The following is a 20,280-nucleotide window of genomic DNA, read 5'->3' on the forward strand; positions in this document are numbered from 1 at the left end:
AGTTTACAGAGAAATCTTTGTGATGGACATCCACATATAGACAGTTCTGCACAACAATTTTCAGATGTGAAGCGAATTTAACCCTCAATTAAGTAGAAGCCTTCAAATCCCAGGTGGAATTCAGGATTGACGATGAGCCAAAGCTTCCATGAAAACTCTCTGGCAAATCAGTCGCAAATCGCGAGTGAAATGCTAGAGCAAGCAAACTTCCAGAATCCTCTCAAGCACGAAACTGTTACGACTGGGTGCGATCGGGCAGCGATCGCACCACCTGAGAGCCAATCGTATTTGCAACAAGCAATTGAATATGCTCCCATAGGAATGGTCATGCTCGATCGCCAAATGCACTATCTTGCTATGAGTCGCAGATGGCTCGAAGACTATAACCTGACCGATGACATTATCGGATGCTCTCACTACGAGGTCTTTCCCGATATTCCCCAAAAGTGGAAACAGATTCACCAACAGTGTTTAGCAGGACAAATCGCCGAAAACGATGCAGATCCTTATCCACAAGCAGATGGTTCTATCGAGTGGCTGCGCTGGTCAGTTCGCCCTTGGTATACGGTAAGTGGTGATATCGGCGGCATCATTATGTTCAGCGAAAACATCACGCAGCGCAAACAAGCAGAAATAGGACTCCGACAAAGTGAACAACGCTATCGGTCTTTAGCCACGGCAACCTGTCAGATGGTTTGGATAGTTCCTGCTGATGGAGTTCCGACCAACGACAACCCAGCTTGGAGGGAATTAACGGGGCAAACATGGGAGGAATTTCAAGGCTGGGGATGGTTAGATGCCATTCATCCAGACAATCGCCAACTAATGGCTGAAGCATGGGAAACAGCAGTTACAACTCGCAGCCCATATCAAGTAGAATTTCGTCTCCGGCGGCATGATGGTGAGTATCTTTACATGATAACGCGAGGTATTCCCGTCCTAGAACCGGATGGCAGCATCCGTGAATGGGTACGTACTTGCACTGACATCCACGATCGCAAACAAGCTGAAGCTGCCCTGCGCGAACGCAACACTCTATTGCGCTCCATCTTAGAAAATACACCAGGCTTCATTGTTGTAAAAGATTGTCAAGGTCGTCATGTTGCTCTCAACACCAATTTGGCAAACTTTTTTGGCAAACCAATGGAGGACATCATTGGCAAAGATGATTCTGAACTGTTTCTGCCTGAAGTTGCCCGTGAAATAATGGCAAAAGACCGCCAAATCATCACAACTGGGATTGCTGAAACTTACGAAGAAAATGTCTCTAATAATGGTATCAGTGGCACTTTTCTGACTACAAAGGTTCCTTGGCGGGATGCTCATGGCAACATCCTCGGTATCATTGCAATAACGCGGGATATTAGCGATCGCAAGCAAGCTGAAGAATCCCTACGCGAAAGCAACATACTGTTGCGCTCTATTTTGGAAAGTACACCAGACTTGATTGTCGTTAAAGATCGTCAAGGGCAGTATGTTGCCCTCAACTCTAATTCGGCAAACTTTCTTGGTAAATCAATTGAGGACATCATTGGTAAAGACGATTCTGAACTGTTTCTGCCTGAAGTTGCGCGTGTAATGATGTCAAAAGACCGACAGATTATCAGCACGGGCATTACCGAAACTTACGAGGAATTTCTCTCTAATGGTGACATCAGTGGAACTTTTCTCACTACAAAGGCTCCTTGGCGGGATGTTGATGGCAATATTCTCGGCATCATCGCCACAACACGAAATATTACCGAACGCAAGCAAGCGGAACTGGCACTTCAGCAGAGTGAAGAACGATTTCGTTCGCTGATTGAAGCAACATCGCAAATTGTTTGGAGTACTGATGCTGAAGGTGCATTTGTCACCGACCAACCACACTGGCGTGCCTTCACAGGACAAACGGTAGAAGAACTATGGGGCTGGGGATGGCTGAATACAATCCATCCGGAAGAGCAAGCTCAGACTGCCGAAGCATGGTTAGCAGCACTTGCTAATCGCACAGTTTATGAAGCTGAGACTCGGACTCGGCGTTACGATGGCGAGTATCGCTACTTGAGTGTGCGGGGTGTGCCGATCTTAGCAGCAGATGGCAGTATTCGTGAGTGGGTAGGCACTCACACCGATATTACTGAACGTAAGCAAGCTGAAATCGTTCTTGCCCAAGCCAAAGAAGCGGCAGAAGCAGCAAGTTTCGCCAAAAGTGAGTTTTTGGCCAACATGAGTCACGAGTTGCGGACTCCCCTCAACGGCATCCTCGGCTATGCTCAAATTCTTCAGCGTTCCAAACACTTGCAAGAAGACGAGCGATCGCGTATCGATGTAATTTATCAGTGCGGTTCGCATTTGCTGACTTTAATTAACGATATTTTAGATTTATCGAAAATCGAGGCGCAGAAAGTGGAACTCATACCCACAGATTTCCATTTTCCAGCCTTCCTCCAAGGTGTGGCGGAAATGTGCCGCATCCGCGCTGAACTGAAAAACATTAACTTCCACTATCAATTAGCCTCAGAATTACCCGTCGGTATCCATGCAGATGAAAAACGCCTGCGGCAAGTATTGATTAACCTGTTGAGTAACGCCATCAAATTTACTGATACAGGCAGCGTCACCTTGACGATTAGTTATGCTTCGGAAGGAAAAATTCGCTTTGAAGTACGCGATACGGGCATCGGCATTGTTCGGGAAAAACACCAAACTATTTTTCAACCCTTTGAGCAAGCAGGAGATAATCGCCGACAAACTGAGGGTACCGGTCTGGGATTGGCAATTAGCCAAAAAATTGTGGAATTGATGGGTAGTAATATTCAGGTTCAGAGTGAGATAGGTATTGGCAGCATTTTTTGGTTTGATGTCAATCTACCTGAGGCTGATGAGTGGGTGAAAACATCTCAAGCCGATGATTATGGACAAATTATTGGTATTAAAGATTGTCGACCCAAAGTTCTTATTGTTGACGATAAATGGGAAAATCGCTCGGTGATTGCTAATTTGCTTGGCCCCATCGGCTTTGAGGTTGCGGAAGCTAGTGATGGAGAAGAAGGTTGGCAGAAAGTTTTAGAATTTCAGCCAGATTTAGTTCTCACCGACTTGTTGATGCCAGAACTCGATGGATTTGGGCTAATCAAGTGCATTCGTGAGTCGGAAGCATTTAAAGACATCATGATTATTGTTTCATCTGCGAGCGTGTTTGAAAGCGATCGCCATCGCAGTTTGGAAATGGGAGGTAATGATTTTCTCCCCAAACCCGTACAGGCAACGGAACTTTTCCAAAAATTGCGGCAACATCTGCATCTAGAGTGGGTTTATGAAGAGCAGAAGACTGTAAGCCAGCCAGAGCGAGATAATACCACGCTAATTGCACCACCCACCGCAGAAATAGAAACTCTCTACGAGTTAGTAATGAAAGGCAACTTTAAGGGAATTATAAAACAGGCAGCATTGCTCGAACAAATGGATCAAAAATACATTCCTTTGGCGAAAAAGCTGCACCAACTGGCAAAAGAATTCCAAGACCAAGAAATTCTGGCACTCATTCAATCTCTTAATTAAGCGGTATGAATTTTGTAACTGACCAAACTGCAACGGTTCTCATTGTTGATGATAATCCTGCAAATTTAGGTGTGTTATCTGATGCCCTAGATCAGGCTGGCTTAGAAGTGTGGGTAGCAAAATCTGGAAAAGTAGCGCTGGAGCGGGTTACATATGCTCTGCCCAATTTAATTTTGCTGGATGTAATGATGCCAGAGATTGATGGTTTTGAAACCTGTCGTCAATTAAAGGTAAATCCAGCAACCAAAGATATTCCAGTCATCTTTATGACGGCACTCTCCGATACTGCCAATAAAGTTGAAGGTTTTCAAGTTGGCGCTGTGGACTATATCACTAAACCTTTTCAGCAAGAGGAAGTGCTGTCACGGGTTAAATTACACCTGAAGCTACACGATCTGGCACAGCAACTAGAGCAGAAAAATGCTCAGTTAGAGCAAAAATTTGCAGAAGTCAGTCTTGCTTATGATGAACTCAAACAAATGCAAATTAAGCTGATTCAAAATGAAAAACTGTCTAGCTTAGGAGAGATGGTTGCCGGAATTGTTCACGAGATTAATAATCCTGTAAATTTTATTTATGGCAATCTCATTCATGCCAATGAATATACTCAAGAAGTGCTAACTCTTCTGCACCTTTATCAAGAAGAATATCCAATTCCTACCCCGCGGATTCAAGCCCAACAGGAATTGGCGGATTTGGATTTTATTGAGCATGATTTGTTAAAGCTGCTCAATTCCATGAATTTTGGCGCACGACGTATTCGCGAAATCATTAAATCTATGCGGATTTTCTCGCGTGTAGATGACGCTAAAATGATAGAAGTTGATATCCATGAATGTATTGATAGCACGCTGATAATTTTGAATCATCGCCTCAAGGCACAACCAGAACATCCCGCGATTGAAGTTGTTAAACAGTATGGTTTGTTGCCACCAGTCGAGTGCTATGGAGGACAAATCAATCAAGTGTTTATGAACATTGTTGCCAATGCCATTGATGCACTAGATGAGTACAATCAACAGCGTTCATTTGCCGAGATTCAGCAGCAACCAAGTCGAATTGAGATTTATACTCAGACAATTGGAGACGATTGGGTAGCCATCCATATTGCTGATAACGGTCCGGGAATCTGCGAACATGTCAGAACAAAGCTGTTCGATCCCTTCTTTACGACGAAACCTTGTGGCCAAGGAACCGGATTAGGATTGTCTATCAGCCACCAGATTATTGTAGAAAAGCATGGCGGTAGTCTCTGCTGTGAATCTACACCAGGAGAGGGAACGGAATTCGTGATTCAAATTCCCATTCAACAGCGAGTTTCCCAGGTTGCTTGACTCACTGAATTAATGAAGCTGCACGCGATCGCTAAGGTAACCAAAATTCAGGCAGAATGGATTTACCCAAGTTACGCACCGTTTGGTTGAGCGATCGCGCGACTTGGATATGTGTTTCATCCTCTTCTACAGGTAAAATCTCAGCTGGCGTACCCTCTCTGAAATAGGACACCGTCAAATTCGCTGCCTCTAAACCAGTCACATAAGCCTTTTCTTGCGACCAGGAACCGTGACGGTTTGCAATCCAATCCCCACTCATAAACACATTCGCAAAACTTGTTTTAGCTGGCAACATATACCGATAGCTTCCAGGTGCAAAGTGAGTTACTGCATTTGGCAGCCGAACCACACTACTATCAATTACCTTGGCTTGCTGAAATGCTGGTATACAATTTGCGAGATAACGCTGAACTATCGACACAATTTCTGCATCATTCAAACTTAAAAACTGATTTGCGTGATAGAAATCAGCTTCAATTACCGTTCCTGACTCGTACTTATATTCATCATGCAGGGCATTCAAGTCAAAAAACGTCCATCCTGTGGTGGCATCGAAGCCAAAGCAAGCATTAGAAGGACGGGGAACATCAATTTTGCGGTCAAACCACAACCGCGTTGCTAAAACATCAATTGCCCCTAAATTATTCAAATTCCGGAATTCTTCGCGGCTTTGTAAGCTAGTACTACTAGAGACAATTTTCTTGATGCCAGTAATTCCAACAGCAAAAATTACAGCATCGGCATCAAACACTTCATCACCACAAACAACACCTTTTGCCTGATTGTTACTATCAATAATTAAATCTGTAACTCGGTGCTTGGGTAACACTTTTGCCCCAGCTTTTTCAATCCGTTCCATCCAAGGACGAAATATTTTCTCCCCAACTGTTCCCCGACACCAAACCACATCAAAATCAGGTTGGTGAGCCAAAATAAAATAGTAAAGCATTCCTAGGGTTGCTGCGGCTGAACATTGTTCGCCAGGGGCAAACAAGCCTACCAACAACATAGGTTCAAAAGCTTCACGATAAAGTCGGGCGGAAACATTAAAATCTTTGAACAATTCACGGGCAGTAACAAAGTCATAACGCCGCCACGCTGCATCGGAGTTATCAAAATCTACAACAGCGTAAAGTAGAGGCAAAGCACTGAGGCGATCGACAAGTGGCAGACGCTTAAACTGAGTATAAAGAAATGTGCCTATAGGTGAGGGCAGTCGTGGTAAGTCTTGGAAAATCGGGGATTCAACTTCCAACCCCACAGGCGAATATTGCGAGGAACGAGTCCAGGAGGTGAAAGGATTAATATCTAATTCATTGATTAAAGAAAAAATATTTCTGTAAGGATACCAGAAGCCGTGAATCCCTGCTTCTATGGATTTTCCCGTTGCTGTTTGCCAACCTGCTACCAGTCCACCGGGATAAGGGCCGGCTTCTAAAAGTGTGACATCGTACCCTTGTTTTGCCAAATGGTAGGTTGCGCCTAAACCAGCCCAGCCTGCACCAATAACAACAACTCGTTTTTGTTGCAACCCTTCACTCATCCCCACCTCTCATTGTTACAGTCCATCAACCAATGTATACGAAATGGGGAGTCGGGAGTTACTAGGGGCGAATGGTTGTTCGCCCCTACAGGAGTTAGGAGTTATTCTCCGCGTCTTTGCGTTTCCCTTTACTTGAAACAGATTAAAGGCTTGGGGTTTTGCCTGTTTGTGCTTGTGTCTCAATTGGCTTGACATCACTGTAACCTAATTCACCAGCGATCGTCCGTAATACTGAAATTTGTTCTTCAAATTCCAGCCCTTCAATTTGGGAAAGTAGATCGCTAATGGCTTTAGTTGGTTTGTAGTTGTCTGGTATGTCAACTATTGTATCTCCCATAGCTACTGCCCAAGCATACCAAACCAACAATTGATTGTTTTCTTTGATCGCACCATAAGCTCGAGAATACTCTGTATCCTTACGGTTAACAATATCCCGCATAATCTCTAATTGCTGCTCATCTGACAACTTCAAATAGTCTCCAAGTAGCAGTGGTGCTAATTCGGGTTCTGCAGCAGTGGGAGCAGCCGGGGTGATAGAATCTCCCATTTTTTCATAAACAAAATATAGCCAGGCCAACTTGGCATCGGTATCTAAGGCGTTAAATGCATCTACTGCTTTTTGTGTTTCATTATTTAGGGCTTGAGAAATTTTTTGATTGGAACTTGCAGTCATAATTTGTCTCCATCATATATTAAAGTAAGTCAAATTAAGGGTTACCAAAATTTCGGGATCTGATTCTACTTCCAAGAGAAATAATTAAATTAATTTTATTTTGATAAATTAATCTACCTTTTAATAGAGGTTAATATCTTTCGCTAGATGCCAACGTTACAAGAGATAACTTTGGTATGATTGCTCCAGTAGTTTAAAAATTACACAAGGTGTTAAAAAATGACTGATGAAATAAAGCCAAATGTTAATGAAGCTCCTACCCATGATGCACAATTAGCTGCTGAAAACATAGCTAGTGGTGAAGAAAAAGCACCGAAGGTTGATTTGGAAGCTGATTATGCAGCTGCACAAAAATTGAGTGTTAGTGAAGTTGACCGCAGTGGTAAAGGTGCAGCAGCAGCTGAAGCAGCAACAGCACCCAAACAGGCAGTTCCCAAACAAGTAGAGACAAAAACTGAAGCGCAGCCAACTGGTAAACCTGAAGATTATAAAGAGATAGCGAAGGAAGTTGGGCCTTCAAAGGACAATGCCGTAACTAATGTCAGTGATGATTTAGTAGAACAAGCTCTAGAAAAGGGTCAACGGAAAAATTAAGTTTAGCGAAGAAGCCTCTAGTCTGTAGTTAATAATTTAACTACAGACTAGAGACTTTTGTGTATTGTATTGATTAACAGCTTTTGATAACTTCTAGTAGTTCACTTGGTTGATGTATCAAAAAGTCTGGATTTTGTTTAGCTAGTACTTCTGGAGAATTAAATCCCCAAGTGACTGCAATCACTTTGATATTAGCTTTTTTTGATGCTTCTATATCTCGGGTTTCATCACCAACATAAATGACTGATTGAGATTTGAGTTGCTTTTGTCTTAGTGCATTATTAATTATTGTTGTTTTACCAAAAATTGTTACTCCTGAGTAAATAAAATCAAATAGGTTATCTAGTCCATTAATTTTGAGAAACCCAGTCACATTTTCTTTAGAATTTGACGTAATAATTCCTAAGCTATAATCTTGACTTTGGAGTTCTGTTAGCGCTTCTTGAATTCCAGGAATAGGTTTAAATTCGTGGATTTTGTTTTTCAATTCTGCTTTAACCTTTTTCAGCAGAAAAGGAATTTTAAATAGAGATATACCTGAGTATTTAATAATTTCTCTAGAAGTTAAATTTCTGAGAAGGGCTAGTTCCTCTTGCGTGATTTGTACGTAACCAAACTCTACAGCTAAACGGTTGGCAATACCTACAAGAGCATCTACCGTATCTGCGATCGTGCCATCAAAATCAAAAATAATTACTTTCTGAGTCATTCTTTCGTTTGGATGCGTCAAGATTAGCACGGGCATTCCGTCGTAACATTTCTGGCTTAATCCGCCGCAACGCTGATGCCGGAAATCGTCTGTCCCACTCCTCATTTGAGATTTCCGCTAATTCTATCAGCTCAGGCGCAAGATTCCCAGGATAGGGCTGAAAATCTTCTACATCTGTTGTCTGGGCAAAACGCTGATTCCAAGGACAAACATCTTGGCAAATATCGCAACCAGCAACCCAGCCTTGCAAATGGGGCGTGACTGTCTCTGGTAATTTTTCCGCCCGATTTTCAATCGTATGATAAGCAATGCAGCGATTAGCATCTACAACAAACGGCTGAGTAATTGCACCTGTAGGACAAGCTTCCAGACAACGAGTACAGCTACCACAGTGTTCTGTATGAGGGCGATCGCTCTCTAATTCCAGATTTGTCAATACCTCTCCCAAAAATACCCAAGAGCCATACTCCCTTGTAATTACATTACCATTCTTGGCAATCCACCCAATTCCCGCTCGTTGCGCCCAGACCTTATCTTGCACAGGGCCAGTATCTGCATAATATCGAGCTAGTATGCCTGGGTCGAGTGATTCTAACCAGATAGTTAACGCCTTGAGTTTTTTGTGCATTACCTTGTGATAATCCCTTCCCCAACCATAACGGGAAATTTTGGCGTATTCCTCACTTTTGGGACGTTGATGTGGCGTGTAGTAATTGAGGGCGACACAAATTAGCGATCGCGCCTCTGGCATAACTAAACTAATATCTTGGCGTTTTGGGTTATTCATCCATTCCATATCGGCGTGATAACCCAGCGCTATCCATGCTTGCAACCTCTGTGCTGCTGTGTTGTCTCTCTTCTCTACAGCAGCAATTCCGACTTTGTGAAAACCCAACTCTTGAGCTTTATTTTTTACCACACTGCTGCTCGTTACGGAACACTGATTCATTTTTCTTATCAGGATTTAGCCCAACTGAGGCCAACTAGATTGTACATCATGCAATCAATACCCCTGTTTAACATTTGCTACTTTCCCTATATGTAAATTTTATTTGCAATTTATTAAGAAATAATGCAAGATGTAAATTGAGAAGTAAGCAACCCCAAGTAACGAAAGTTTCGGTTGTGGTCAATCAACAGGGGTTCTCTCCAAGGTAGTGGCTAAGGTGGGCATTGCCCCCTAGCCGACTAACTATCTGTCGATATCCTCCAACCTCAATGTTCTGTCAATTACAGTTCCCAGGCAGCAGCTTGGGAACAAATTCTTTCAAAAGTAATAGATTATCTTTCAATAGGAATACTTACTCGCATTTTGGCAATCTACCTCGGCAGCAGCTTTCTTTATATCTGCTTTTGAATCAAATTAATGTTCAGTGAGTATGATACAGGTATTTTTATGAAAGCTGCTGAATCTTTGTCCGCAACCCAGATGAGTGCTGATGCTACAGCAAAAGAAGAATTTGAGATTGAGGGAATTACAGAAGCCTGTATTTTGCGTTATTTTCAAACTTTGAACGCTGGAGAATTTCAGGCAACTGCTGCCCTATTTGCCGAGGATGGTGTGATGCATCCACCTTTTGAATCTGATATTGTAGGATCGGATGCGATCGCTAACTATTTACAACAAGAAGCCAAAGGCATTAAGGCTTATCCCCGCCAGGGAATAGTCGAAACTTTAGAAAATGACCAAATCCAAATTCAGGTGACAGGTAAAGCACAAACTTCTTGGTGTGGTGTCAACGTCTTGTGGCTATTTATCCTCAACCAGCAACAGCAAATCATCGACGCTAAAATCAAACTCTTAGCCTCTCCTCAAGAGTTACTTGCCTTGCGTCCACAAAAGTAGCTAATAACTAATACCAATTTGTAATTCGTAATTAAACAGCATCAGATTTAATGGGGGTTTCGAGGTTTAAATCTGTTGAAAAACAACTTATCACGGAATAATTCGAGTAACAAGCGGTTGCACTTTTGCGGTAGTAACTGTAGCAAATGCTCAGTTAATCCTTCTAACTCTATTCAGTATTTCAGCAACTATTCTTCGTAACTCTAATCAGAAAACGTAAAGCTTCATTTACTGCTTGAGAATTGGGAAACATGTCTGCCACATCTGCTTCTAAATGAACTGTCAACCCTTCAGAATTTTTGCCATCATGTTTAAATTTTCCCATGCCATTATTTTCCAAAACTCGAACTGACTGATATTTAGTGTCAGGTATAAGCTTTTGGGAAGATAAATTATTTAGTTTATTAGCAAGAGATTTCCAACTAGTCGCTTTCATCTGAAAGTAATCTTTTGCTTCATTTAATGTTTTAAACTTTTGCTTTAGAATATCAACTGTATGAATGTCCTTTTGATACGTCTGGGTTTGTTGATTAAGGTCTTCCTCAACCATATCAACTACCTCATTAATAAGTCGGTAATGATTTTCAGAAATTTTAGCGGCAGCCCCTAAAATACGAGAGGTAGCTTTGATCTGCACCTCAGTGTCCTGTTTAAGCCTATCGGCAATATTACGAATTTGCTCCCCCAACTTTGCTTTACCTTGAGTTCCTATAGTTGATACTGATTTTTTGCTCATAAAGATGCTGTTTATTCCGAAAGTATCTCTTTAATTGCAAGCCAGATGCGTTTAAACTTTTGTACCAAGCCTACAGGATTGCCTGTTGTTTCCTCTTCCACCGAATCTACTAGGAATTGAATCCGATCCATGCGTTCTGCTACAACGTAGAGGTTATTTATAGCTTCATCCTTACTTGCTAGAGATTGGCGCAGCAAAATAACCATGTCGGCAATTTCCCGTTTTAGCCTTTCGTTCTCGGCTTTACGGCGAGTTTCCCATCCCTTAATACTAGCTTTAGAACGTCGCTCAAATTTAAGTTGTGATTGTGCCTCATTATATAGAGTTAAATAGTTGTCTCGCTCAGACCTTACTTCCTCATATTTGGCAAGTAATTCAGTTGCTCTTCTTTTTTCTTCATTGTAACGATTTAGAGCCTGCTGATAATTTTTTTGTTCATCAAGATATATCTGATAATTGTGCGCTGCACGTTTTTTTAACTCGTTAACCTCAACTTGGTAAGTTTGGATATCTTGCTGAACTTGAGTCAGTTGAAATGCTGCTTCCTTATTTTCTTTCGCAAGTTTTTCCCATTCATCACGTTGGGCAATTAATTCAGCTGCTTTCGCATTTGCTTCATTGTAACGATTTAGAGCCTGCTGATAATTTTTTTGTTCGTCAAGATATATCTGTAAATTGTGTGTTGCACGTTTTTTTAACTCGTTAATTTCAACTTGATAAGTATGGATATTTTGCTGAACTTGAGCTAGTTGAGATGCAGCTTCCTGATTTTCTTTCGCACGTTGTTGCCATTCATCGCGTTGGATAATCAATTCAGTTGCTCTCGTTTTTTCTTCGTTGTAAAGGCATAAGGCTTGCTGATAATTGTTTTGTTCATTAAGATATATCTGTTTTAACTCGTTAACTTCAACTTGGTAAGTTTGGATATCTTGCTGAACTTGAGTTAGTTGGGATGCAGCTTGTTGATTTTCTTTTGCAAGTCGTTCCCATCGAATCGCATCAGCACGAGCATTCCTCAAAAAATGGTTAAGCTCATGATAAGAAGGTGGTTCTTTTCCACCTGGGTTAGGATTGTTGACAGGGCGATTTTTGCGACGATCCTTGTCTGCGTCTCGCATAACTATAATAAATGTTACAAATAATACTTTAATTCCTATAATACAATCTTTTTTAGTTGAAAATACAGACAAATACTTTTTTGCTAGAAAACTAATTTTTCATCGCGTCGTGCGATCGCCTAATTAGTCATGCCTGAAAAATAGAAAAGTAGTAATCTAAGCTACAACGATGAAGAAGTGAAGCGCTGACAAAAAAGCGATAAAGCTTTCGGAGGTTAAATCCACAGCTAGCCAAAAAAGAATTGATGCGATCGCCTTTGCTTGCTTGTAGCAATCCTACATACCAATGAGTTGCCCTTCAGCCTTAGCCCCACTAGAAATTTCGATATGGTATTTCATTAGTCGCTTGGCAAATTATACTTACGACGCTGCTCCTCAGCAAACTCTTGAAAAGACCGAAATCGACCAGCTTCAAAATCATCTAATCCTGTTGAATACCCTTGATAGCTTCCTCTAAATCTTGCGTTTCCCACTCTAAGATATTAGCTAACAATTCAGATGCAACAACACTAACATCTTGACCTTGCCGAGCAGCTTTGTCGCGCAGTTGTGCCTCTAATTCTGGACTCAGGGTGACAACAATTGTCATAGAGCTACTTCCTTTGACATTAAGCCTTTAAGCTTCATTTTAGCAAAAGCAAAAACCAGCGCGATCGCTATCGCGATTAGTATCACAGGTAATAGGTGAGACAATTTAGCTACTTGCGATCGTTCAGAGCAAAGAACAACTAAACCTTAACCAATTTACAAATAACCTCACGTAACTTAAATCCTAAAAGACATTGAGTTTTGTTATAGCTTACCTATTTATAATTACTTATTGCTCATAAAATAATTTTATTAATAGAGGATATGGGGGTATTGCATAGACAGTTTTGGCAATACCCAATCCTAAATCTGAGTATCTGAGATTAGTATTATCCACGCTGCTGGAGTAATGCTAACTCTCGATCATTTAGCTAGTTCTGGTATGGTGGCTTCTAGCTTGAGGCAGTTAGCACCATCAACTTGCAACTGGTACTCTACTTTATCCATCAGACGACTCATGATCAGCCAACCATAACCACCTTCTTGTTTATCTGTAGGGTTCGGCGGGAAATAGGTAGCCATATCAAAACCTTCGCCATAATCCCAAACCTCTAAGGCAATATCTCGTTCTTTCAATTCCAAACGAAGTAAAACGGGCACATTCGCTTGCTCTTTGTGAGCATGACGTACTACGTTTGAGTATGCTTCCACCAAAGCCAACCGCAACCGACTAGATTGCCGTGACCAATCAACAGATTCTCCTAACTGAATTTTTAAGCATCCTAGCAACCAGTGTTCGACAATGTTTAAATAATTCAAGTCACTTGGTACATGCAGCTCACTTTTCATCACTTACAAAACCTCCAGTGAGAGTATAGTTTGATCGTCTTCTTGAACGTGGTTATCTGCTTGGATGCGAGCTAGTAAATGGCTCAGAGAAAGCGGTTGAGCTTCACTCTGTAGGAGTTGCCAAAGACCGTCTTGATTCAGCATAGAACGGCTAACTGGCTGAACGCCACCCTCAGTTTTTTCTGAAATTAGTAATTTATTTGATACTGTTGCTTCTGTAATACCATCACTAGCTAACAGTAGAGTATCTCCAGAAGCGAGAGCCAACTGACCGGATTTTGCCTGCCACTTAGGCAAGATACCCAAAGGAATGCCACGTACCTTAAGATAGTTGGGTTGTTCTGCTACAGAGTCTTGGCGTGACCAAAGCAGGGGATATATGTGACCCGCATTAGCATAGACTAGTTCCCTGGTGGTAGGGGTATAACAAGCTAAGACAAGAGTAATGAAACAATTATTGCCAATCAAGTCATTGCAAAGAGCGTAGTTGAGATTCTCCATGACTATATTTGGCTGAGCCGGCGTTTCTTGAGAGAGTTCCCGACGCAACACTGAAATGGCACTGGCCATGAACAAAGCAGCGGGGACACCCTTACCAGAAACATCACCTACTGCTAACCACAAGTCGCCCTTCGGATGGACAAACACTTCAAAAAAATCACCTCCTACTTCACGAGCTGGGTAGCAGCAAGCTTGTAACTTTGCACCTTTGATTTCAGGCAAGCTTTGGCGTAGCAGGTTGTGTTGAATTTGACGGGCAACTTCCAATTCAACCCGAATCTGCTCTTGCTTTTCCTGGAGGTGCTGGTAGAGTTTCGCTTGGGAAAGGGCTAAAGCTGCTTGTTCGGCAACACCTGCAATCAATTGGATGTCTTCTTCTTGCCAAGGGCGATCGCCCCCGCACTGATAAACTGTCAGTACAGCCAAAAGATGTTGCTGATAGGAAAGTGGCACTACCAAGTAGTTACAGGCGTTGCCCTCATAGGTTATGTCTTGAGTCAGTTGATAATGACTGGTTTCGAGAACTTTTTCAATTGAAATATCGGGGTTGAAGCTATAACTTGGTAAATAAGTTTTAGGATCGTGGTAGGAGAACAAATCTTGTGTTAAGCGATCGCCTTCAACGGGTCTAAGTATGCAGTAAGTCGCTTCAAATGCTTGTCCAATGGTTGCTGCTATCTTTTGTAGCATGGTGCCATAATCCAATGACTCGCGAATTGCTGTTGTCACTGCATTAAACAAAGATTCTCGCCGCAGGGCACGACCCAATTCGTGGGTGCGTTTCTTAACTAGACGATATGTGTCAGTAGCTTGCTCGACTAATATCCGAAGTCGTTCGGGACTCCAAGGTTTAGTGATGTATTTGAACACTTGACCGGAGTTAATTGCTTCCACCAAATCTTCAACATCCGTAAAACCAGTCAGTAAAATCCGAATCGTATCAGGAAAACGCTCTACCGTGCGACTGAGAAATTCAGTACCATTCATTTCTGGCATTCTCTGGTCTGAGATAATTACAGCCATTTCGCCTTCTTTGTCTAAAATTTCCAGTGCGCTTAAGGCATGATTAGCCTTATACACTTGAAAATCTCGCCTAAAAGTGCGGTAGAGTAAATCTAAGTTATCCAGCTCATCATCTACGATCATGAGCTTAAGTTTGTCTACCTCTGTGTCAGTCATATTTGACTTGAATTTTAGAATACTTGAATGGCGAGATAGTGCAATCTTTATCTCACCCCATCACCAACGCCAAAGGCTGAAGTATGTAGTATAAAATTGCTCCACTCCTAAATGGATAAGGCATGAATTTGGAAAAATCGGATTTTTGACTCCACTGGTGGGTGAAGCGCGTACCAATAGTTTCTTACTTCATCCCTTCGGATGACGCTCGCAGGTTCGCTAACGCAGTCGCTCATGGGGAGCCAAGGCGGCTCTCGGCGGACTTGTAGACGCTTGTGCGGCTACTCTTCTCCTAACGAGATGCTGCGCGTAGCTTGCTTCCCCGTAGGGGTACGAGTTCTCCGAAGGAGTACCCGCAGGAAGCAAGTGGCGTGGAAACCACGCTAGTTCCTACAACGGGGGAAACCCCCGCAACGGACTGGCTCCCCAAGATCCTTCAGGTGACGCTCCTAACATCACTAACGCTGCACTAACAGCACTTTGCTATCGACGGAAACCGCCTTCGCGCCTGCGTCTCCCCTTTGGGAGAAGACAGCAAGTACTTCACCGCGCTGTCTCACCTTTACACTTCAGACTTCTTTAATAAAAGATACCCACTTTGAACACATAAAATTACTCAAAGTCTTCAATTTCCTTTTATTTCCTTCACAGTAGCTACACGCCAAAATTAACTTTATCCCACCAATCCAGAACGCAAAGCGCGCACTGCTGCTTGGGTGCGGTCATCGGCACATAGCTTGTTTAAAATATTCCGGACGTGGGTTTTCACAGTTCCGACTGTGATGTAAAGTCGCTCTGCAATAACTGCATTGCTACAACCTTCGACAATCAACTGTAACACTTCCAATTCCCTTTCTGTCAGGGTGTAAGGGTCAATAATTTCCTGATTTTCTAAAGAATCTGGGTTTTGACTTAGATTTTTATTATCTGCTAGCGTTGTTTCTGGCGATCGCGGATTTTGTTGAGCTTGTTGTAATACGATCCGAGCGATCGCTGGATCGATCCAAGCGTTGCCATCGTAAGTTACTCGTACTGCTTCCAGCAAATTATCAAACTTGATATCTTTCATACAGTAGGAGTCTGCCCCAGCGGCAAAGGCTGCCAGCACTGCTTCTTTGTTATCTCGCAGTGTCAAAATTAACACTCTTGTTAACAACTCTTCCCCATTAGCGGTAGATTTTAATTCCCGTGTCAGTTCTATGCCATCTTTATCCGGTAAACCAATATCGACGATTGCGATATCAGGTTGTAGCATTCTTAACATTTTTAGCCCTTCTGTAGCATTGGCAGCTTCTCCCACAACTTCTATTTCTTCCTTTTGCAGCAGTGCTGTCCGAATACCCACGCGGGTGAGATCGTGATCTTCAATGAGAGCAATCCGAATTTTACTCATAGCCAACTTCCGCCCTTTACACTACCTTAACTGTAAAGTCGAGTTTCCTCAAAAGTCTTAATATACAGAGTTGAAAGACACTTCTACAAAAATAAATATATAGGCACTGCCCTGAATAAGGCTAACATGTATGGGCATTGCCGAAGTGACAAGTATTAACTTTCTCTGCAAATATTACACCTTAATCATAAAACCAGTTTGGGTTCTACCACATGCGGCTGGTTAATTTAAGAATTTGGTGTTTTCTATAATTCAGGCAGGACAAGGGTTGCAACACTTTAAGCCGAAATTATATAGCAGCGATCGCCTCGAATTAAGGTGTCAAAATTAAGCTTATTAACTCTATTCTCAATAAATTATTGAGGATAATAAAACCACTTTTATATACTCCTAATAAATGAGAAAAAGCCTTAAATACCTGTACTGATTGGATTGGAGGCGATGAACAATTGTAGTTTTGATGAAACTATCTGTAGAAAGCATACTGTTTCAGTACATCTACTCATACGGTATATTAGATTTTAACTCTTGAAAGATAAAAGTTATTTTTATGACTTTTAATACACAGTGTACGGTTTTCAACTAGCAGCTTAAATTACTTCCTAGAGATAATTTCCTTGCTTTTAACCTTTTAACAAGCCAGTTGTTAATTGCTAAAATTTCCACAGACACCTATGAAAAAATTTGATAAACTATCGTTCGAGAGAATCTGGTGTGAGACTATATAAGAGTAGGCTATGTCTAAACCGCCTAAAGCGTTTTCGGTACTGGGAATACCAGTTCATGTAATGAGTAATTATCCAGGCTGGTTGCTAGAATGCCTGCATGCCAGCAGAGGTACTCATGTGGTCACGCTCAATGCAGAAATGACCATGCAGGCAGAGCGGAATACTTTCCTAGCGAAAGTAATTCAAGATGCCGAGCTAGTGATTCCAGATGGCGCGGGAGTAGTTCTGTATTTGCGATGGCTTTTTTGGCAAAAAGTTAAACGTTGTCCGGGGATTGAACTAGCAGAAACACTGCTGCGAGAACTTGGGCAAAAGCAAATAGGTGCAAAAGTATTTTTCTATGGTGGAGCACCTGGAGTGACTGCAAAAGCAGCAGAGTTTTGGCAACAGCAAACTTCTGCTTTGAACATAGTGGGTACTCACTCCGGCTACCATTCCCCAGAAGAAGAAGCGCAATTAAAGCAAACTCTCGCCCAATTGCAACCACAAGTAATTTTTGTTGGTTTGGGAGTGCCACGTCAAGAATTATGGATTGCCCAAAATCGCCATTTATGTCCCCAAGCAATTTGGATTGGTGTTGGTGGTAGTTTTGATATTTGGTCGGGAACAAAAACTCGCGCTCCTGCTTGGTTGGGAAAAAACAATTTGGAATGGCTGTATCGGCTTTATCAAGAACCTTGGCGTTGGCGACGGATGTTAGCTTTGCCGGAGTTTGCATTGAAAGCCTTTGTTTATCGCTTGACTGCAAAGGGTGCGATTATTTAGCAACTGGTATAAAGTCCTGAGTTAGGAAGTAGGAGTAACACTAATTTAGTTACTCCCTTTCATGCTTTGGCTGTCTAATCGCTATGTAAAGAGAAAAATTAAAAATTTCTAATATTTAGCACCTTAAATGGAAAATCTAATCCTCGTTGGAGGTTTAGTTGGTGAAACTTCGGTTTGTTTAGCTATCTATGGTGAAGATTTAAATCCTGACGAAATTTCAAAATATTTAGGCTGTTGCCCAACTAAGGCTTACCGTCGTGGAGATCGAAGAAATCCAAATCCGAAATATGCCCCCTATTCTATGCAAGGCGGAATTCAAAATTCAAAATGAATGCAAGTTCCTCTTCATTGAAGAACGGCTCATAAACCAAAACCCGATTCTGTATTACGGAAAATACGGAAAGGTTAAAAATTTTTAATTTTTAGTTTGTGGATTTGATATTCCCAGGTTGTGCCTGGGAATCCTTGTTTTAAGGTGAATCTCCAATAGAGAACTTCAGGCTACTTAGTTACAGTCTATTTCACTCCCTGAGAGGGATTTATACGCCCTTGAAAGCAAAACCCTAATAGGTATTTATCTCAGAGATGAGTATGTCATAACCCCGTTTGTACCTTAATTCCAATGAGAACCGCTATCAACACTCAAGCAAAGACTGATAAATCCGTTCGTCGAGAGGACAGTGAAACTCAACAGCAGAGTAGCAATAACGCTGCAATGGTGCAATTACGCTCTGTAACAAAGACCTATACCAACGGTTTTGATGCCTTGTTGGATGTGAACCTAGAGGTCAAACACAAAGAATTTGTGTTTATCACAGGACCTAGTGGTTCTGGGAAATCAACGCTCTTAAAAATGTTGTATGGTGAAGAATTGCCAACACAAGGAGAAGTGTTGATTGATGACTGCAATGTAGTGGCTTTGCGGGGCGATCGCTTGTCATTATTGCGGCGACGTATTGGCATTGTGTTTCAAGACTACAAATTGATTCCCCAACGCACAGTAGCCGAAAATGTTACTTTTGTGTTGCAAGCTCAAGGGTATACCCGTAAAGAAATTCAAAGGCGTTTAGAACCAACTTTAAAACTGGTAGGTTTACTTTCTAAAGCTGACCGTTTTCCCGATCAACTTTCTGGAGGAGAGCAACAACGGGTGAGTATTGCGCGGGCGATCGTTGGGACACCGCCATTGCTTTTAGCAGATGAGCCAACAGGAAATCTCGACCCAGATAATTCTTGGCAAGTGATGCAGATTCTCCAAAAGTTAAATGCTTTTGGGGCAACAGTAATTGTTACCACCCACGATGAACAACTAGTGCGTCGGTGCAATCATCCAGTGGTGCAAGTTCGTGATGGCCGACTGTATCGAAAATAGTCAGTATTCAAGAACTTTTGACTTTTGACTTTGGAGGTTTGAGTTGGGGTAGCGGAGTGGGGTTAGTGGTCTGGGTGATATCCCTTGCAAACGCTCCAAAGCTTGCAAACTCTCGAAAGCTGCCTCTTTAATTACTGCTTCCTCCTCTCGAGTCAGTAAAAGCCGCAAGCATTGGACAATTTCTTGCTGCACCGCAATATCAATTTTTCTACGTGTGATGAATTTAGTTAGTTGACGTATGGCAATCAAACGTTTCAAGGGATCTCGTTCTGTTAAGTTGACCAAAAATCGGTCAAAATTATCTTCCTCTCGATTTCCATAAAAGCTGACAATTTGCCATATCAACAAAATTAAAGTTAATAGCGTCCCCAAACCTTGGAAAATAGCACCAGCGGCGATCCAATGGCTGTTAGAGTCAACCCAAATAGCAGCCGCCATGTAAGTACTGACAGTGGCAATTCCCCCACTGCTAACGGCTAAAGCTAAGCGACGATTTGGGCCATTTAAAAATTTCTGAATTTCTGACCAGCGTTGCTGCCAGTCCCATTCTTGCATTGAGTATACCAATAACATGACTCCAACGCCTGCCAGAAGTGCCAAGAGCAGTTTCCAGTTCCACAGCAGCATCGCAACGACAATTGTCAAGAAGCCAAAAATGCCTCCTGGCCCTGAAAACGGCTTGAAAGTTCGTTGCCTTGAATTTCCCGTCTCGAATGGAAGCGACCAGTTTGGATACTGGTTGATTAATTGCTGCCAAAAAGACGAAGCCTTTGCCACAGTGATTACCTACTTAATTACAAGATTGTCTAATGTATAAGAATAACTGGGCTGGGGCGAAGAGGAGCGATTTTGTTAATGAGTTTTTAAAG

Annotated in this window: 19 protein-coding genes; 8 read left to right on the forward strand and 11 right to left on the reverse strand. The window is 42.1% G+C overall.

The genetic code is table 11. From position 1 onward, the window contains the following. Positions 1-132 precede the first annotated feature (132 nt). Positions 133-3,543 (forward strand): PAS domain S-box protein, encoded by a 3,411-nt coding sequence (locus RMY31_RS03290; protein WP_322656833.1) that lies wholly within the window; start codon positions 133-135, stop codon positions 3,541-3,543. A 5-nt stretch (positions 3,544-3,548) separates the two neighbouring features. Further along, complete coding sequence (locus RMY31_RS03295) at positions 3,549-4,877, forward strand: sensor histidine kinase (RefSeq protein ID WP_322656834.1); 1,329 nt, start codon at positions 3,549-3,551, stop codon at positions 4,875-4,877. A 31-nt stretch (positions 4,878-4,908) separates the two neighbouring features. Here RMY31_RS03295 and RMY31_RS03300 read toward each other — a convergent pair whose 3' ends face one another. Continuing rightward, complete coding sequence (locus tag RMY31_RS03300) at positions 4,909-6,420, reverse strand: FAD-dependent oxidoreductase (protein ID WP_322656835.1); 1,512 nt, start codon at positions 6,418-6,420, stop codon at positions 4,909-4,911. Positions 6,421-6,562: 142 nt separating this feature from the next. Then, complete coding sequence (locus RMY31_RS03305) at positions 6,563-7,093, reverse strand: orange carotenoid protein N-terminal domain-containing protein (protein ID WP_322656836.1); 531 nt, start codon at positions 7,091-7,093, stop codon at positions 6,563-6,565. 219 nt (positions 7,094-7,312) lie between these two features. On the opposite strand from RMY31_RS03305, the gene RMY31_RS03310 reads away from it, so the two are divergent. Next, positions 7,313-7,687, forward strand: a complete 375-nt coding sequence (locus tag RMY31_RS03310) for a hypothetical protein (RefSeq protein ID WP_322656837.1) — start codon at positions 7,313-7,315, stop codon at positions 7,685-7,687. A gap of 73 nt (positions 7,688-7,760) precedes the next feature. On the opposite strand, the gene RMY31_RS03315 is transcribed toward RMY31_RS03310, so the two are convergent. Then, complete coding sequence (locus tag RMY31_RS03315) at positions 7,761-8,396, reverse strand: HAD-IA family hydrolase (protein ID WP_322656838.1); 636 nt, start codon at positions 8,394-8,396, stop codon at positions 7,761-7,763. Further along, complete coding sequence (gene queG / locus RMY31_RS03320; protein ID WP_322656839.1) at positions 8,371-9,345, reverse strand: tRNA epoxyqueuosine(34) reductase QueG; 975 nt, start codon at positions 9,343-9,345, stop codon at positions 8,371-8,373. The genes RMY31_RS03315 and queG overlap by 26 nt, the downstream gene beginning before the upstream one ends. A 480-nt stretch (positions 9,346-9,825) precedes the next feature. Between queG and RMY31_RS03325 the strand changes: the two genes are divergently transcribed. Further along, complete coding sequence (locus RMY31_RS03325) at positions 9,826-10,242, forward strand: YybH family protein (RefSeq protein WP_409877307.1); 417 nt, start codon at positions 9,826-9,828, stop codon at positions 10,240-10,242. Positions 10,243-10,423: 181 nt separating this feature from the next. Here RMY31_RS03325 and RMY31_RS03330 read toward each other — a convergent pair whose 3' ends face one another. The 5 genes from RMY31_RS03330 to RMY31_RS03350 all read right to left on the reverse strand — a co-directional run bounded on the left by RMY31_RS03330 (position 10,424) and on the right by RMY31_RS03350 (position 15,153). After that, positions 10,424-10,978 carry a hypothetical protein gene (locus RMY31_RS03330; protein ID WP_322656841.1) on the reverse strand — a complete coding sequence of 185 codons (555 nt, stop codon included), beginning with the start codon at positions 10,976-10,978 and terminating at the stop codon, positions 10,424-10,426. Between the two features lie 11 nt (positions 10,979-10,989). Beyond that, positions 10,990-12,096 (reverse strand): hypothetical protein, encoded by a 1,107-nt coding sequence (locus tag RMY31_RS03335; RefSeq protein WP_322656843.1) that lies wholly within the window; start codon positions 12,094-12,096, stop codon positions 10,990-10,992. 421 nt (positions 12,097-12,517) lie between these two features. Then, positions 12,518-12,685 (reverse strand): hypothetical protein, encoded by a 168-nt coding sequence (locus tag RMY31_RS03340; RefSeq protein ID WP_322656844.1) that lies wholly within the window; start codon positions 12,683-12,685, stop codon positions 12,518-12,520. Between the two features lie 362 nt (positions 12,686-13,047). Next, positions 13,048-13,473: an ATP-binding protein gene (locus RMY31_RS03345; protein WP_214430877.1), complete on the reverse strand. Its 426-nt coding sequence runs from the start codon at positions 13,471-13,473 to the stop codon at positions 13,048-13,050. A 3-nt stretch (positions 13,474-13,476) separates the two neighbouring features. Continuing rightward, on the reverse strand, positions 13,477-15,153 hold the full coding sequence (locus RMY31_RS03350; protein WP_322656845.1) for a SpoIIE family protein phosphatase: 1,677 nt from the start codon (positions 15,151-15,153) through the stop codon (positions 13,477-13,479). Positions 15,154-15,354: 201 nt separating this feature from the next. On the opposite strand from RMY31_RS03350, the gene RMY31_RS03355 reads away from it, so the two are divergent. Next, positions 15,355-15,540 (forward strand): hypothetical protein, encoded by a 186-nt coding sequence (locus RMY31_RS03355; RefSeq protein ID WP_409877224.1) that lies wholly within the window; start codon positions 15,355-15,357, stop codon positions 15,538-15,540. Between the two features lie 286 nt (positions 15,541-15,826). Here RMY31_RS03355 and RMY31_RS03360 read toward each other — a convergent pair whose 3' ends face one another. Further along, positions 15,827-16,546 (reverse strand): response regulator, encoded by a 720-nt coding sequence (locus tag RMY31_RS03360; protein ID WP_322656846.1) that lies wholly within the window; start codon positions 16,544-16,546, stop codon positions 15,827-15,829. A gap of 737 nt (positions 16,547-17,283) precedes the next feature. Between RMY31_RS03360 and RMY31_RS03365 the strand changes: the two genes are divergently transcribed. The 3 genes from RMY31_RS03365 (at position 17,284) to ftsE (ending at position 19,411) form a co-directional block, all read left to right on the forward strand. Continuing rightward, the gene (locus RMY31_RS03365) at positions 17,284-18,039 is read left to right on the forward strand and encodes a WecB/TagA/CpsF family glycosyltransferase (RefSeq protein WP_322656847.1); all 756 of its coding nucleotides are present in this window, start codon (positions 17,284-17,286) and stop codon (positions 18,037-18,039) included. Between the two features lie 127 nt (positions 18,040-18,166). Next, complete coding sequence (locus RMY31_RS03370; RefSeq protein WP_322656848.1) at positions 18,167-18,370, forward strand: DUF4279 domain-containing protein; 204 nt, start codon at positions 18,167-18,169, stop codon at positions 18,368-18,370. A 291-nt stretch (positions 18,371-18,661) separates the two neighbouring features. Beyond that, positions 18,662-19,411, forward strand: a complete 750-nt coding sequence (gene ftsE, locus RMY31_RS03375; protein ID WP_322656849.1) for a cell division ATP-binding protein FtsE — start codon at positions 18,662-18,664, stop codon at positions 19,409-19,411. Here the strand turns inward: ftsE and RMY31_RS03380 are convergent, their stop codons facing one another. After that, positions 19,412-20,188 carry an armadillo-type fold-containing protein gene (locus RMY31_RS03380; RefSeq protein ID WP_322656850.1) on the reverse strand — a complete coding sequence of 259 codons (777 nt, stop codon included), beginning with the start codon at positions 20,186-20,188 and terminating at the stop codon, positions 19,412-19,414. Positions 20,189-20,280: the final 92 nt, after the last annotated feature.

This window comes from Dendronalium sp. ChiSLP03b (genome assembly GCF_034531165.2).
In the GTDB taxonomy this organism is placed as follows: Bacteria; Cyanobacteriota; Cyanobacteriia; order Cyanobacteriales; family Nostocaceae; genus Dendronalium; species Dendronalium minutum.